Origin of the sequence: Nonomuraea helvata, from assembly GCF_039535785.1 — a bacterium.
GTDB lineage: Bacteria > Actinomycetota > Actinomycetes > Streptosporangiales > Streptosporangiaceae > Nonomuraea > Nonomuraea helvata.
Genome location: NZ_BAAAXV010000009.1, coordinates 204455 through 219876 on the forward strand (window position 1 = coordinate 204455; position 15422 = coordinate 219876).

The following is a 15422-nucleotide window of genomic DNA, read 5'->3' on the forward strand; positions in this document are numbered from 1 at the left end:
AGCAGACTGCCGCCCTACCCTTGTGCCTGGTAAAGGCCCGTAGCGGCAGTCCGTATCGCAGATTTCTTATTTGATCATCGAGGGGAGGATCCGTGGCGCACATCGATCCGGACAGCCCGGTGCCCAAGTACTTCCAGCTACGCGAGATCCTGCTGGACCTCATTGACAGCGACGAGCTCAGCATCGGGGCGGCCATCCCGTCCGAGCGGGAGCTCTGCCAGCGCTTCGGCCTGTCCAGGATGACCGTGCGGCAGGCCGTCGACCATCTCGTGTCCGAGGGCCGCCTGCATCGCGTGCCGGGCAAGGGGACGTTCGTCGCGCGGCCCAAGATCGAACTGGCCCTGCAGCTGACGTCGTTCACCGACGACATGCGGGCACGAGGCATGATCCCGGGCTCGCGCGACCTCGACCGCCGGATCGTGCGGGCCAGCGCCCACCTGGCCAAGGAGCTGGGGATCCAGCCGGGCGAGGAGGTGCACTTCATCGAGCGGCTGCGGACGGCCGACGGGGAGCCGCTGTCCATCGAACGGGCGCACATCCCGGTCAAGCTCGCGCCCGACCTGGGCTCCCTGGATCTGTCGGACAAATCGCTGTACGAGCTGCTGGAGAGCCGCTACGGCCTGGTCATGGACGCCGGCGAGCTCACCATCGACGGCGGCATCGCCGACCCGAGCGACGCCGACCTGCTGAAGCTGCCGCGTGGCGGGGCCGTACTGTTGCTGCAACGCAGGTCGTTCGCCGGTGGGGTCTGTGCGGAGCTGGGCGTGTCCACCTACCGCGCGGACCGCTACCAGCTACGCACCATCCTGGAAATGCCCGTAAGACGGGGCTGAGGCCTCACCCGGCTCGGAGGAACGCCCGGTGAACGAGACCACCGCCGCCCGGCCTTCGCCGTTCGCTCGTGTGATGACCGTGCTCCAGCGGCTGGGCCGCTCCCTCATGCTGCCCATCGCCGCCCTGCCCGCAGCAGCCCTGCTGCTGCGCTTCGGCCAGCCCGACATGCTGGGCTCCAACGGCGCCGAGCCGGGAGGCCTGGCGGACGTGGCCGGGTTCGCCTGGATGAACCAGGTGGCCGAGGTGCTGGCCGCGGCCGGCGCGGCGCTCCTCGAGAACCTGCCGCTGCTGTTCGCCGTGGGGGTGGCGATCGGCTTCGCCCGAAAGTCCGACGGCTCCACCGCGCTCGCCGCCGTGGTCGGTTACCTGGTCTTCGACCGGGTCAGCAAGGTGATGTTCTTCGGCTCGGACATCAGGGACACCATCCTCGTCAAGGAGGTCCAGGCCCAGGGCGTCAAGGAGGTCATCGACTACGGCATGCAGAACCCGACCAAGGTCCTCGGCGGCATCGTCATGGGCCTGGTCACCGCGCTGCTCTGGCAGCGCTTCCACCGGATCAAGCTGCCGTCCTGGCTGGCGTTCTTCGGTGGGCGCAGATTCGTACCGATCATCACCTCGATCATGGCGCTGGTCATCGGCGTGCTCTTCGGCTGGCTCTGGCCGGTGATCGGCGAGTGGATCCGCCACGCGGGCGAGGCCCTGACCTCGATCGGCCCGATAGGGACCGGGATCTACGGCCTGGTCAACCGCCTGCTGATCCCTCTGGGCCTGCACCACTTCGTCAACTCGGTCGTCTGGTACGTGGTGCCGCAGTGCGAGGTCGGCGGCCGTGTGCTGGGCGGCGACTGGAACTGCTACTTCGGCGGCGCCCCGCACTCCGGCCAGTTCATGGCCGGCTTCTTCCCGATCATGATGTTCGCCCTGCCCGCCGCCGCCCTGGCCATGTGGCGCGCGGCCCCGCCGCACCGCCGGGCCACGGTGGGCGGCATCATGCTGTCGGCCGCCCTGGCGTCCTTCGTCACGGGGATCACCGAGCCGATCGAGTTCGCCTTCATCTTCGTGGCGCCCCTGCTGCTGGTGGTGCACGCCGTGCTGACCGGCCTGGCCATGGCCCTGACCACGTTGATCGGCGGCCAACTGGGCTTCGGCTTCTCAGCGGGCCTGCTGGACATGCTGCTGAACGCCAGCAAGGCGAATACCGCGAACCTTGCCGGAATACTGATATTGGGCGTCGTTTACGGAGTGGTGTACTACGTGGTCTTCACGTTCCTCATCCGCAAGCTCAACATCATGACCCCGGGCCGCGAACCCGAGCCGGACGTCGATTCGGGCGAAACCTAACCACGTCTGTGCGCGTCTAGAACGGTTGGGGACAGCCCTCAGTGCCGTTTCGGGCATAGCGGAGGCCTCACGCTCTCCACGCCAGGGAATCCAACTTCCAGCGCCTTCCTCCACCAAACCCGGACAAACTCCATCGACGCTTGAAGAAGTTGGCGGCATTCGTATTCCTCGGCCAGCCCGAAAACTCCTTAAAGCGATTGTTTCTTCGCTCAAGAGTTTGGAGGATGCGTGTCACCCGCCCCCCGCGTCGGCATCACCCCCGCCCCCGAGCCCGCGTACGACGAGGACCAGCCGCCCGAGACTCCCCGGACCCACGGCGCCCTGGCCCTGGACCCGATGGTCTGGGGGCCGCCAGGGGCCGTCCCCGACGAGCGCAGGCTGCGCCACCTGGGACAGGCCCTGGCCGAGGTGCTGGCGGGCCGGCGTCCTGCGGAGACCGTGGCCGACAAGCTCACGGACCGCGCCTACCGGGAGCTCATCCAGGCGGGGCCGATGATCCAGACGGCCCGGCCGCCGTTCGCGGGAAGCGTGCACGTGAAGGAGCCCCGCGACGGCGTGGTGGAGATGTGCCTGCTCATCCATTGCGGGGAGCGCGACCACGTACTCGCCGTACGCCTCGAACGGAGAGGCGTGCGATGGCTCTGCACGGACTTCGAGACGGCTTAGGGCTTCGAGACGGCCTGGAAAAGGAAGAGACCCCCACCGAGGTGGGGGTCTCAGAAGAGCTGTCAGGCGGCGTTCTTGGGATCGCCGTGGCAGCGCTTGTACTTCTTGCCGGAGCCGCACGGGCAGGGCGCGTTACGCTCCACGTTGCCGTACGCCGCCCGCTCCGCCGAAGTGGTGCGGACCTTGACGTGCTCGACCTCGCCCTGCTCACCGGGCGCCGAGTATTCGAGCTCGGCCGGCCGCTCGGGGCCGCGCAGCCCGCGCGCGATGATCGAGCGGGTCTCCGCGATGGCCGCGTCCTCCTCCTCGACGATCGGGTTCTCCTGCACCTCCACCTCGAGGTTGAACAGGAAGCCGACGGAGTCCTCCTTGATGCCCTCGAGCATCGCGGCGAACATCTCGAAGCCCTCGCGCTGGTACTCGATCTGCGGGTCCTTCTGCGCGTAGGCCCGCATGCCGATGCCCTCGCGCAGGTAGTCCATCTCGTAGAGGTGCTCGCGCCACTTCCGGTCGAGGACCGAGAGAATCACGCGGCGCTCCAGGTCGCGCATGGTCTCGGGGCCGAACTCCTCCTCGCGCTTGTCGTACGCCGCGAGCGCGTCGGCCTTGACCTTCTCGGTGATGAACTCGGCGGACAGCTCCTCACGGGAGCCGGCCTCCTCGATGAGGTCGTCGATCCGCACCGAGATCGGGTAGAGCTCGCCGAACGCCTTCCAGAGCTTGTCGAGGTCCCACTCCTCGGCGAAGCCCTCGGAGGTGGCGCCCTGCACGTAGCCCTCGATCACGTTGCCGATGAAGCCGCGCACCTGCTCGTGCAGGTCGGCGCCCTCCAGCACGCGGAGGCGCTCGGCGTAGATGACCTTGCGCTGGCGGTTCATCACCTCGTCGTACTTCAGAACTTCCTTGCGGATCTCGAAGTTCTGCTGCTCGACCTGGTGCTGGGCGGAGGCGATCGCCTTGGAGACGATGTTGGACTCGATCGGCTGGTCGTCGGGGATCTGCAACCTGGTCATGATCATCTCGACCCTGGCCGAGTTGAACAGGCGCATGAGGTCGTCGCCGAGCGACAGGTAGAACCGCGACTCGCCCGGGTCACCCTGACGGCCGGAGCGGCCGCGGAGCTGGTTGTCGATGCGGCGGGACTCGTGGCGCTCGGTGCCGAGGACGTAGAGGCCGCCGAGCTTGGTGACCTCGTCGTGCTCGGCCTTGACCGCCGCCCTGGCCTTCTCCAGCGCCTCGGGGTAGGCCTTCTCGTACTCCTCCGGCGTCTCGACCGGGTCGAGGCCGCGCTGGCGCAGCTCGAGGTCGGCGCGGAACTCGGAGTTGCCGCCCAGCATGATGTCGGTGCCTCGACCGGCCATGTTGGTGGCCACGGTGACGGCGCCCTTGCGCCCGGCCTCGGCGATGATCGACGCCTCACGCGCGTGGTTCTTAGCGTTGAGCACCTCGTGCGGCACGCCACGGCGCTTGAGCGCCTTGGACAGCCGCTCCGACTTCTCCACCGAGGTGGTGCCGACGAGAACCGGCTGCCCGGCCTCGTAGCGCTGCTTGATGTCGTCGACCACCGCGTTGAACTTGGCGTCCTCGTTCTTGTAGACCACGTCCGCCTGGTCCTTGCGGACCATCGGGCGGTTGGTCGGGATGGGGACGACGCCCAGCTTGTACGTCTGGTGGAACTCGTTGGCCTCGGTGGCGGCCGTACCGGTCATGCCGGCGAGCTTGTCGTACAGGCGGAAGTAGTTCTGCAGGGTGACCGTGGCGAGAGTCTGGTTCTCGTCCTTGATCTTCACGCCCTCTTTGGCCTCGATGGCCTGGTGCATGCCCTCGTTGTAGCGGCGCCCGTGGAGGATGCGGCCGGTGAACTCGTCGACGATCAGCACCTCACCGTCGGCGACGATGTAGTCCTTGTCCTTCTTGAACAGCTCTTTCGCCTTGAGCGCGTTGTTCAGGAAGCCGACCAGGTGGGTGTGCTCGGGCTTGTAGAGGTTGTCGATGCCGAGCCAGTCCTCGACCTTCTCGACGCCGGACTCCAGGATGCCGACCGTGCGCTTCTTCTCGTCGACGATGTAGTCGCCGGTGCTCTCCTCGCCCGGGTTCTTCGCCTCGACGCCCCTGCGCAGCCGCGGCGCGATCTTGGCGAACTCCTGGTACCACTTGCCCGACTGCTCGCCGGGGCCGGAGATGATCAGCGGCGTGCGGGCCTCGTCGATCAGGATCGAGTCGACCTCGTCGACGATCGCGAAGTTGTGGCCGCGCTGCGCGCACTCCTCCAGCGACCAGGCCATGTTGTCGCGGAGGTAGTCGAAACCGAACTCGTTGTTGGTGCCGTACGTGATGTCGGCCTCGTACTGCTTGCGCCGCTCGTCCGGCTGCTGGCCGGCGATGATGCAGCCGACCTCGAGGCCGAGGAAGCGGTGGATGCGACCCATGGTCTCGGCGTCGCGCTTGGCCAGGTAGTCGTTGACCGTGACGACGTGGACGCCCTTGCCGGAGATCGCGTTGAGGTACGCCGGCAGCGTACAGGTCAGCGTCTTGCCCTCACCGGTCTTCATCTCCGAGATGTTGCCAAGGTGAAGGTTGGCGCCGCCCATGATCTGCACGTCGTACGGCCGCTGGCCGAGCACGCGGCGGGCCGCCTCGCGCACGGTCGCGAACGCTTCGGGAAGCAGATCATCGAGGCTTTCGCCGTCTGCGTGGCGCTGCTTGAATTCGGCCGTCAGCGCACGCAACTCCGCGTCGGACAGGCTCGTGAAGTCGTCCTCGATGGAGTTGACCTGGTCTGCAATCCGCTTGAGCTTGCGCAGGGTCTTACCTTCGCCGGCACGTAGGATCTTGTCGAGAATGGCTGCCACTTTATGTAAAGCTCCTCGCAGGTCTACCCCGGCGGCGTCGCCAGGAGGAGAGGCCGAGACAAACTTCCCCGTTGCCATCGTAGGCGGTTCCGCAACCAGACACAGCCACCGTGCCGACGAGGGCGCCTGACCTGTCTGGGAGAATGGGGCAAGGCAGAGGGTATGCCGGTTGAGAGCCGGCTCGCACCAATAAGCGCGATAACCGGCAAAGGAAGGATTAGGCATGGTTGAGGGGACGAAGTCGGAGCACGCGGAGAATCTCGGCAGTCACGGCGGTCGTGCGTCATCGTGGCTGGCGGTGACCGTGATGATCGTGGGCACCGTGGTGGCCGGCTTCGGCATGACGGCCGCCAACTGGATGCTCGTCTGGGTCGGCGCCGGCGTGTTCGTCGTGGGTGGCATCCTGGCCCTGGTCTTCAACATCACCACCGATGTCGTGATCGACGCGCCGCGCGTGGGCATGCGCGCTGAGGATCACCGCTGACGCAGGCTCCGCAGAGCAGGGCACCCGCCCCAACGGGTGCCCTGCCGGCGTCCCGGATCCCGGGCGTGTCTCCGGCGCTCATGCTTCCCCGGCGACTGACATCGCCCCCGGAGGCGAGGCATCCGCAACGCCGTTTCTGTCGGTCGTCGCCGTTACCAAGAACCCGCAGAAAGCCATCGGCCTTCAGGCCGTGGATGAATGCGGCCCCGCCAGGGGATGGCCCGCCGAAGGCGGGGTAGACCGGAGCGCACAGCGGACCCGGAACCTTGCCGAAATCACTTGCAGCAGTGACGTGGCCGGGTCTACAGTCAGTGGCGGTCGAACAAGCGAGCGATAACCAAGCCGCGCGGGAGATCGCTTTTATGGAACAAGGCGGCCGGGCTGGTCGTCTCAGGACGTGGAGACTTCGGGGTTGCCCGGTCTGTGAAGCGTCAAGCACCCCGTTCCATAACCTATGGCGTCCAGCGCTGTGGGTTGCCGCCGCAGGCGGCACGGGAATCCTCGTCCCTTCAGGGCGAGGTGCAGGTCAAATTGCTCGCATGCAACGTCGTACGGAACTTCCCCCATGACCGGTGTCACCGAGCTCACCCCCGACGAGGCGCGCCGAATCGTCCTCCGTGCGCAGGGCCTGATCGGCGCCGACGCCCGCAAGGGCGGCGCGCACGCCATGCTGCGCAGGCTGGGCGCCGTGCAGCTCGACACGATCTCGGTCCTGGCGCGCTCCCACGAGCTGGTCGCATACGCCCGCCTGGGCGCGGTGGGCAGGCCCAAGATCGAGCGGGCCTACTGGCACAACCCCGCCCAGAGCTTCGAGTACTGGTGCCACGCCGCCTGCATCCTGCCCATCGAGCACTGGCCGCTCTATGCGTTCAGGCGCCGGGCATACCTCAAGAGGCGCTACCGCTGGCACGAGGTCCCCGACGGCGTCGACAAGCTCCTCGCGCAGGTCCGCGAGCAGGGCCCGCTCACGACCACCGACGTCGGCGGCGCCAAGAACGGCGGCCCGTGGTGGGACTGGTCCGACTCCAAGATCGGCCTGGAGTGGCTGCTCGACATCGGCGAGCTGGTCTGCAGCCGCCGCGTCGGCTGGCGGCGCGTCTACGACCTCGCCGAGCGCGTGGTCCCGGCCGACCTGCTGGCCGAGGACCTCTCCGACGAGGAGTGCATCAGCCGCCTGGCCGCCGTGGCAGGGCGCTCGCTGGGCGTGGCCAACCGGACCGATCTGCTCGACTTCCTCCGTCTCAGGGGCGAGCAGGCGGCCGTCCTCGACGAGCTCCTGCACAGCGGCGCCGCGGGCCTGGCGCCCGTGACGGTCACGGGCTGGCCGGGCAAGAAGGGCAGGCCCAATGCCTGGGCGGACCCGGCGGCCCTGGAGTCCGAGCCGCGCGGCCGTCACCGCACGACGCTGCTGTCGCCGTTCGACTCCCTCATCTGGCACCGCGGCCGCACCGAGCGCGTCTTCGGCTTCCAGTACACGCTCGAGCTGTACGTCCCCAAGCACAAGCGCGTCCACGGCTACTTCACGATGCCGGTGCTCGCCGGCGGCCGCCTGATCGGCCGCGTCGACCCGGCCCGCGAGGGCAGCACCCTGGTCATCAGGCAGCTCCACCTGGAGCCGGGCCTCTCGGCCGCCAAGTGGGCCGACGCCTTCAGCGAGGCCCTGTGGTCGGCCGCCGAGTGGGTGGGTTGCGAGGCCGTACGCGTCGAGCGGGCCGACCCGCCGGAGCTCATCCCCCTCCTGAACGCGCCGCGCTGATCCACCACCCGCCGACCTCCCGCGCACCACGTGGCGCAGGCGGAGCTGGGGCGGGGCTGCGTGCCGCGTTCCGCCGCAAGCGACAGGGCCGCCTGTGACCAGGGGCTTCCGGTCGCCCGCAGGATGGCGACCGGTCCGCTCACCGCTTGCGGGACTGGTTGAAGCGCAGCATGTTGCCGGAGGGATCGCGGAAGGCGCAGTCACGCACGCCGTACGGCTGGTCGATCGGCTCCTGCAGCACCTCGCCGCCCGCGGCGCTGATGCGCTCGAAGGTGGCGTCGCAGTCGTCGGTCTCGAAGATGACACCCCGCAGCAGGCCCTTCGCCAGGAGCTCTGCCATGGCCTCCTTGTCGGCGGGCGAGGCGCTGGGATCCGCGAGAGGCGGTTCGAGAACGATGCTCACATCGGGCTGCGACGGCGGGCCGACCGTCACCCAGCGCATCCCCTCGAAGCCGACGTCGTTGCGTACCTCAAGGCCGAGAACGTCCCGGTAGAAGGCGATCGCCTTGTCGTGGTCGTCGACGGCGATGAAGCACGTTGAGAGCTTGAGGTCCATGCACCTCACGCTACCGGCGAGGGGTGGTTCTCGCTTCGCCGTTGCGCACCGGGCGTGTGTAGATCTTGGCTATGCAGGCCGGGATGGCGGCGCCCTCGTCGTGGGGGCGGGCCCGGTACGAGCTCGGGGTCTCGCCGACCAGCTCGGTGAACCGCGAGCTGAACGACCCCAGCGAGGTACAGCCCACCTCGAAGCAGACCTCCGTCACCGACAGGTCACCCCGCCGCAACAGCGCCTTGGCCCGCTCGATCCGGCGCGTCATCAGGTAGCTGTACGGCGTCTCGCCGAAGGCGGCGCGGAAGCTGCGGGAGAAATGGCCCGGCGACATGAAGGCGACACCCGCCAGCGCCGGAACGTCGAGCGGCTTGGCGTAGTCGCGGTCCATCAGGTCGCGGGCGCGGCGCAACCGTACGAGGTCCTCCAACGACGTCACCCGACCAGCATCCCACAGCACCAGGCGCCGGCGTCGGGGCGATAGGGGCCTGAACTGCTCGGAGAGCCGGGCGCCCCGCTAGGTGATCTCCAGCATGCGCTCCCGCACGGCGTAGACCACTGCCTCCATCCGCGAATGCAGCTGCAGCTTGTCGAGGATGTTGCGCACGTGGTTCTTCACGGTGTTCTCGGAGATGAACAGCTGCTTGGCGATCTCGCGGTTGTTCATCCCCTTGGCCACCAGCCGCAGGACCTCCATCTCGCGGTCGGTCAGCCGGGGCACGGGGAGCTGGGGCGGGCGCTCGGCCTCCTTGCGGCTCATGTTCGCGAACTCGCTGATGAGCTTGGCCGCCATCGCCGGGTTGATTAACGACTGTCCCTCGTGGACGCCGCGCACGGCGGCCGGAACGTCGTTGATCTGGACGTCCTTGAGCAGGTAGCCGGTGGCCCCCGCCTTGATGGCCTCGAAGAGATCCTCTTCTTCGTCGCTCACCGTCAGCATGATGATGCGGGTGCTCGGGACGGAGGCCTTGATGCCCTTCGTGGCCTCGATCCCGTCCTGCCGCGGCATGCGCACGTCCATGAGGGCGACGTCGGGCATGAGGCGATCGGCTAGTTCGACCGCCTCCTGCCCGTCGCTCGCCTCACCGACCACCTCGATGTCGGGCTCGGCGGCCAGCGCGAGCGCCAGGCTCCGCCGGATCAGCTCGTGATCGTCAACGATCAGCACGCGGATCGGCTCGCTCGCTGACGGGCGAGCCTCGCCGGACTCGGTCACGAGGCCTCCTCGGGGTGCCTCGCGACTGCCTTACCCTCGCTTCGCTCGCTCATCTGAACCTGACTGAGCTCGCTCACGTCTCCTCCTCGTCGGGGGGCCAGAGCCGTTGAACCGCCATGATGGCACGTGGCCGCGGTTCTCGGGTGGTCGAGAAGATCTTTTAGCGTGCGATCAGGGCTCTACGAGCCGCAACACGCCGTAGTTATAGCCGCGTCTGGCGTAAACGACACACGGTTGGCCGCTCTCCTTGTCACGGAAGAGGTAGAAATCGTGTCCGACCAGCTCCATCTCGAGGAGAGCCTGGTCGATGGTCATGGGTTCCGCCTTGTGGAACTTCTCCCGTACGACGAGCGGCCCTTCGCCGTCCATCTCTATCGGGACGATGTCGTCGTACTGCTGGTCGCTCCGCGCCAGCTCGTCCTCGTCGGGCTCGGCCTGCTGCTCGGGGACGGTGGGCTCCGTCCGGGGCGCCAGGTCGGCGACGTCGGGGAGCGTCGCGGTGAACTCCGCCACCGAGGGCGGGCAGTGGTTGCCGTGATGGACCTTGCGCCGGTCGGCCAGTCTCCTGAGGCGGCCTTCCAGCTTGTCGAGAGCCATGTCGAGGGCTGTGAACCGGTCGTCGGCCGAGGCTTCGGCGCGAATGGCCGGTCCTCGGGAGTGAATGGTGAGCTCGACGCGCTCGCGCTGATCGGCGAGACGCGGGTTGCGTTCCTTGGACACCTCCACATCGACTCGGATGAGTTTGTTGTCCAGACGTTCGATCCTGGCCAGCTTGGTCGTCACTTGGTCTCGGAACCGATCACTCACTCCTGTGTGCCGGCCCTTGACGATGATGTCCATGCAACAGCCCCCCTTTCGGTCTAACGACTGAGCAAGAGCGTCCGACAACGTGCGCGTCGGACGAGGTCTGCTGTCTGCCTTTCTCTCACCGTTACCCTCTTCCGACTCTGCGTCCTCGGGAACTCTGGCGGCACCCGCCCGGCCGACCTGGTCTTCGACCCCACATTCGCCTGCTGAGGGTCTCGCAGCTCTGTCGCCACTACTGCCCTTCTCTTCTGGCGAGGGACATCTGGACCCTCGGGAAGGCAGGACTTACCCCTAAGCCGCACCGTGATCGGTCGACAAAGAGTCGCCTTACGTGGACCGTTTTGCCTGCGGCTGGCATCGGCTAGCAGAGCCGGGATCACCGGCCCTGCGCAACCACGGACCCGAACGGGTGCCATGTCAGAACGCTATCCGCATCCAGGGCGAATGTCAGCCGGAGGATCGGCCAAAGGATCACGTACCGTGACTTTCCCGGGGTATATGGAGGGCCATAAATGCCCTATTTAACCGATCGGCAACGCTTATGAGCGCTGGCTTCCAGCCTGCCGAGCAGCCCCATCGCGGCCCTGGGGGAAGTGACATGTGACCTCCAGGTGAGGGTCATGATTTGGATCTTTCTTTACACAGCGTGACCGTAATCCTTTTCAAGATCTTCGGCGTGTCGCGGCCACGGTCACCGCCAGCGGCACCCGCACCCCGGCGGAACGCAGCGCCCTCGTGGCTTCGACGAGGGTCGCCCCGGTCGTGACGATGTCGTCCAGGAGCAGCGCACAGGCCGCTGGAGGGCCTTTCGCGGCCTCCGGGACCTGGAGTGACCCGGCGAGATTGGCGCTCCTCTCAGCGGAGCTCAGCCCCGCCTGGTCGGCGACCCGCCTCGCCTGGCCGAGGGCTGCCCAGGTCTCGGCCCGCATGCCGAACGCCCGCAGCCGCCCCGTGACGAGCACCGCCAACCGCCCTACCGGATCGTGCCCCCGATGCCGCCGCGTCCGCCGCCCGCTGGGCACCGGCACCACCGCGAACGTCCGGTCCGCCCAGGACGCCCCGGTGCCGCCGACCGCCCGCACGACGGTGAACGCCGCGGCCTCCGCCAGCACCCCCGCCAACACCACCGCGCCCCGCTCCTTGTACGCCACGATCGCCCTGCGCACCGCGCCTTCGTACGGGGCCGCCGACCAGCAGTCGGGCAGGCCGCGCGGCACAGGCTCGGGCAGCCGCCGCGCCGGGGCGCCGATGAGCTCGGCCAGGCACCCCGGGCAGCACCGCGCCCCTTTGGCGCCGCAGCCGGCGCAGGCTTGGGGCAGGACGAGATCCAGTACGGCGCTCAGCACGCGCACCAGGATGCCGCCCGCGACCGACAATTCCGCGCCACCACCACCCGAGGGCGCAGGGCCAGGAAGGTGGGTCAGCCGAGGGGGAAGAGGGGGGAGCCGGCGTCGGACTCGATCTTGACGGTCCAGGTCTGCCGGTCCTGGTTGAGCTCGTAGATCTTGGTGCTCTGGTCCGTGTCGGCCTCCGCCAGCACGCGATCGTCCAGCGCCGCCACCGATGTCACCGGATCGTTCACGTCGTTCAACGGCACCCCCACGACCTCACCGTCCCCCACGTTGATCTCGTTGAGGGTCTGCCCGGCCTTGCTCCCCACCAGTACGAGCAGGTGCTCGTCATCGCTCCAGGCGACGTCGAGGATCTTGTTGCCCGCCGTGGTGGTGGTCAGCAACTGGAAGTTCCCCAGCATCGTCCCCCCGGCCTCGCCGGTCAGCGCGCCGATCTGGACGGTGTTCTCCCCTGTCATCACCACCACCCGCACGCCGTCCCTGGCGATCCTGAGCCGGGTGACGTCCAGGCCGGTCAGCTTGGGGGCGGCCACCCGTTCGGGGGCTTTCCCGCTGGACGGGTCGTAGCGCAGCAGGACGGAGTTCTCCTGGTCATAGGTCCACAGAGAGCCGTCCCGGTGCCACGTCGGCAGGGTCAGCTTCGCGCCCTGGATGACCTCCTGCCAGCGCCCCTGCGCCGTCAGCCCGGCCACCGAGATGCCGGTCGAGGTCTTGGCGGCGATCTGCGTGCCGTCCTTGGACAGGGCGTAGCCCGAATAGCCCTCGCGCGGCTCCCCCGCCGGGCCGGGCACGGCGACCGAGGGTCCGTCCTTGCCCATGTAGTGGACGGCGCCCTTGGTGACGTAGTAGGCGGTGTCGCTGCTGTCGTCCAGCCACTGATCGTCGGAGTTGGGCTGGTCGACGGAGTACGGCTCGCCGTCCACCTGGATCTCGATGGTGCGGCCCTTGGCGATCTCGTTCTTGTTGAGGCTGTATCTGATCTGGGCCTTCAGCAGGGCCTCGGTGCTCGGGTCAAGGGTGTCGATGGGGCCGGAGAGGTTGATCACCACGCGCTCGTCCGACCTGATCGACAGGATCTTGGTGCCGGGCGGGAAGCTCGTCGTCACCGCTCCCTGCAGGGCCCCGGTCGGGTTCTTGAGCAGGCGCTGCAGAATGGCGTGCGCGTAGGTCTCCGTCGGCCTCAGCCGCAGGCGCACCCGGTCGACGACCAGCCGGTCCCGGGTGTTGCCGTTCAGGTAGTAGAGGTTCGTGGCCCGGTACGCGCGCGCCACGTCGGCATGGGTGAGCAGCAGCCCGTTCGGCAGGCTCTTGACGCGGTAGCCGCCCCCTTGCACCTGCACGAGCTCGAAGGTGCCCTCCCAGGGTCCGCCCGTGGGAACGTACGAGTCGTCCTCGTTGATCCTCGCCACCCACCGGCCCTTGAGCGTGACCTTCTGCTCCTGCCCCGGCTCTTCGCGCGCCGTCGGCAGCACGACCTCGGAGTCGTCCTCGATCACCGTGACCGGGCCCGAGGCGTTCCACTTGGCCCGCGCCTCGGGCGTCAGGTATTGAGGCAGGACGGTCGGGTCGTCGGCGTAGGCCGCCATGGCGGCCTGCAGGCCTCTGAGGGTCTGCTCGAGGCCCCACGTCTTCTGGGGCAGGATGGCGATCATCCGCTGGAACGGCTTGCTCAGCGGATCGTTGCTGCCGGCCTCGTTGAGGTTGAGCGGCCCGGTCACGGGGATCACGGTGCAGCCGGAGCCCGCCAGCACCATGGCCGCCACGATCGCGAACATCGCGGCGAGCCGCCAGGCCCTGGCCCGTCGCCCCGTCCCCGCTACGGCGGGGCGTCTAGTCCTCGTCATGGCCGGTCCCGTCCGCGGACGCCGGCAGCAGCACCGGGGTCATGGCCGTGCGCCACGTACGGCGCATCTCGATCTCCGGCGGCACCAGCGACAGCGGCGAGCCCTTCAGATCGGCCCCGGCGGTCCTGGGCAGCGTCAGCCGGAACTGCGAGCCCTCCCCCGGCTGCCCCCACGCCTGCAGCCAGCCGCCGTGCAGCGTGGCGTCCTCGCGCGAGATGGCCAGCCCGAGTCCGGTCCCGCCGATCGTCCGCGCCCGCGACGGGTCGGCCCGCCAGAACCGGTCGAACACCATCGTGTCCTCGCCGGACTTCAGCCCGATCCCGTGGTCGCGTACGGCGACCGCGACCGCGTCCCTGTCGGCGCCCACGGTGACCACGATGTCCCTGCCCTCGCCGTGCTCGATGGCGTTGAACAGCAGGTTGCGCAGGATGCGCTCGACCCTGCGGTTGTCGATCTCGGCCATGCACGGCTCGTTCGGCAGCCGGAGCTCGAAGCGGGTCGAGTGCCGCTCGGCCAGCGCCTCGGAGTCGGCGATCGCCCGCAGCACCACGTCGCGCACGTCCACGGGGTCGAGGTCGAGCGTGGCGGCGCCGGCGTCGTAGCGGCTGATCTCCAGCAGGTCGGCCAGCATCGACTCGAACCGTTCGAGCTGGGCCTGCATGAGCTCCGCCGAGCGGGCGGCCATCGGGTCGAAGTCCTCGCGGGCGTCGTACAGCAGGTCGGCGGCCATGCGCACGGTCGTCAGCGGCGTGCGCAGCTCGTGGGAGACGTCGGAGACGAACTGCCGCTGGACCTGTGAGAGCTCCTCCAGCTGGTGGATCTTCAGTGCCAGGTTCGCGGCCATCTCGTTGAACGAGTTCGCCAGGCGGGCCAGGTCGTCCTCGCCGCGTACTTTGAGCCGCTCGTCCAGTTTGCCGGAGGCGAGGCGCTCCGCGGCCTGGCGCGCCAGCCGTACGGGAGTGACGACCTGCCGGGCGACCAGATAAGCGATGGCGGCGAGCAGCAGCACGAGCCCGAGGCCCACCACGACGATGGCGAGCCGGACGTTGGACAGCAGCTCCTCTTCGTCCGTGAACGGGAAGAAGTGGTAGACCTCGTAGTTCTCGGCGGTGGACGGCACGTGCACGATGCCGCCGACCACGTACGTGAGCCTGGGCTGGCTCTCACCGACGAACTTGATCTGCTCGATCGACCCGACGGCCTTGCCGTACTCGACGTTCTGCACCTTGCGCTGCAGGCTCAGCGGCACGTTCATCGGCACGACGCCGCCGGAGGCCCGCGACTGGCCTGGGGAGGTCTGGTTGAGTATCAGGACGTCGTAGCGCTTCTTGGAGCCGTTCTCGCCCGATCCGGTGACGATGTCCATGACGTCGTCGAGCGGGTTGGCCGCGCCCTTCTTGCCGCTGTCGGCGGGCTTGGCCTGGTCGTCGGCCTCAGGGGTGAGCGCGTCGGCGATCTGCAGCCGGTCGGCGGACGCCTCGCTGGCGGACGAGCGCTGGCTGCTCGACACGACCGACCTGTTGATCTGCTCGGACAGGAACGTGCCGAGCACCACCACCACGATCACGGAGATCACCAGCGTGCTGGTGACCACCTGGAGCTGGAGCGAGCGCCGCCACACGCTCCGTGTTTTGCCCGCCGCACGACGCACCCGCCGGCGAACGCCGCCGAGAATCTGGCGGAGTGTCCGTCGGCGGGACCTCTTCGTCGTCGGGGGCAT

The 15422-nt window shown here is 68.3% G+C and carries 13 protein-coding genes; 5 read left to right on the forward strand and 8 right to left on the reverse strand.

What is annotated here, in order from left to right; translation table 11 throughout:
• The first annotated feature begins 92 nt into the window (after positions 1-92).
• The 3 genes from ABD830_RS33505 (at position 93) to ABD830_RS33515 (ending at position 2841) form a co-directional block, all read left to right on the forward strand.
• Positions 93-833: a GntR family transcriptional regulator gene (locus ABD830_RS33505; protein ID WP_344996602.1), complete on the forward strand. Its 741-nt coding sequence runs from the start codon at positions 93-95 to the stop codon at positions 831-833.
• A 28-nt stretch (positions 834-861) separates the two neighbouring features.
• Complete coding sequence (locus ABD830_RS33510) at positions 862-2175, forward strand: PTS transporter subunit EIIC (protein WP_344996604.1); 1314 nt, start codon at positions 862-864, stop codon at positions 2173-2175.
• 228 nt (positions 2176-2403) lie between these two features.
• Positions 2404-2841 carry an Rv3235 family protein gene (locus ABD830_RS33515; RefSeq protein WP_344996606.1) on the forward strand — a complete coding sequence of 146 codons (438 nt, stop codon included), beginning with the start codon at positions 2404-2406 and terminating at the stop codon, positions 2839-2841.
• Between the two features lie 62 nt (positions 2842-2903).
• On the opposite strand, the gene secA is transcribed toward ABD830_RS33515, so the two are convergent.
• Positions 2904-5693, reverse strand: a complete 2790-nt coding sequence (gene secA / locus ABD830_RS33520; protein WP_344996608.1) for a preprotein translocase subunit SecA — start codon at positions 5691-5693, stop codon at positions 2904-2906.
• 223 nt (positions 5694-5916) lie between these two features.
• On the opposite strand from secA, the gene ABD830_RS33525 reads away from it, so the two are divergent.
• Positions 5917-6177 carry an HGxxPAAW family protein gene (locus ABD830_RS33525; RefSeq protein WP_344996610.1) on the forward strand — a complete coding sequence of 87 codons (261 nt, stop codon included), beginning with the start codon at positions 5917-5919 and terminating at the stop codon, positions 6175-6177.
• 565 nt (positions 6178-6742) lie between these two features.
• Positions 6743-7933, forward strand: a complete 1191-nt coding sequence (locus ABD830_RS33530; protein WP_344996612.1) for a winged helix-turn-helix domain-containing protein — start codon at positions 6743-6745, stop codon at positions 7931-7933.
• Between the two features lie 139 nt (positions 7934-8072).
• Here ABD830_RS33530 and ABD830_RS33535 read toward each other — a convergent pair whose 3' ends face one another.
• From ABD830_RS33535 to mtrB, 7 genes are all read right to left on the reverse strand, one after another.
• Positions 8073-8489, reverse strand: a complete 417-nt coding sequence (locus ABD830_RS33535; protein ID WP_344996614.1) for a VOC family protein — start codon at positions 8487-8489, stop codon at positions 8073-8075.
• 10 nt (positions 8490-8499) lie between these two features.
• The gene (locus tag ABD830_RS33540; RefSeq protein WP_345002190.1) at positions 8500-8874 is read right to left on the reverse strand and encodes a helix-turn-helix transcriptional regulator; all 375 of its coding nucleotides are present in this window, start codon (positions 8872-8874) and stop codon (positions 8500-8502) included.
• A 126-nt stretch (positions 8875-9000) separates the two neighbouring features.
• A complete protein-coding gene (locus ABD830_RS33545; protein ID WP_344996617.1) occupies positions 9001-9699 on the reverse strand; it encodes a response regulator in 699 nt (232 codons plus the stop codon).
• A 171-nt stretch (positions 9700-9870) separates the two neighbouring features.
• On the reverse strand, positions 9871-10539 hold the full coding sequence (hpf, locus tag ABD830_RS33550) for a ribosome hibernation-promoting factor, HPF/YfiA family (protein WP_344996619.1): 669 nt from the start codon (positions 10537-10539) through the stop codon (positions 9871-9873).
• 629 nt (positions 10540-11168) lie between these two features.
• Positions 11169-11852, reverse strand: a complete 684-nt coding sequence (locus tag ABD830_RS33555) for a ComF family protein (RefSeq protein ID WP_344996622.1) — start codon at positions 11850-11852, stop codon at positions 11169-11171.
• 74 nt (positions 11853-11926) lie between these two features.
• Entirely contained in the window at positions 11927-13702 is a 1776-nt protein-coding gene (locus ABD830_RS33560; protein ID WP_344996624.1) for an LpqB family beta-propeller domain-containing protein, read from the reverse strand.
• Positions 13689-15422 (reverse strand): MtrAB system histidine kinase MtrB, encoded by a 1734-nt coding sequence (gene mtrB, locus ABD830_RS33565; RefSeq protein ID WP_378520727.1) that lies wholly within the window; start codon positions 15420-15422, stop codon positions 13689-13691. Before mtrB ends, ABD830_RS33560 begins: the two co-directional genes overlap by 14 nt.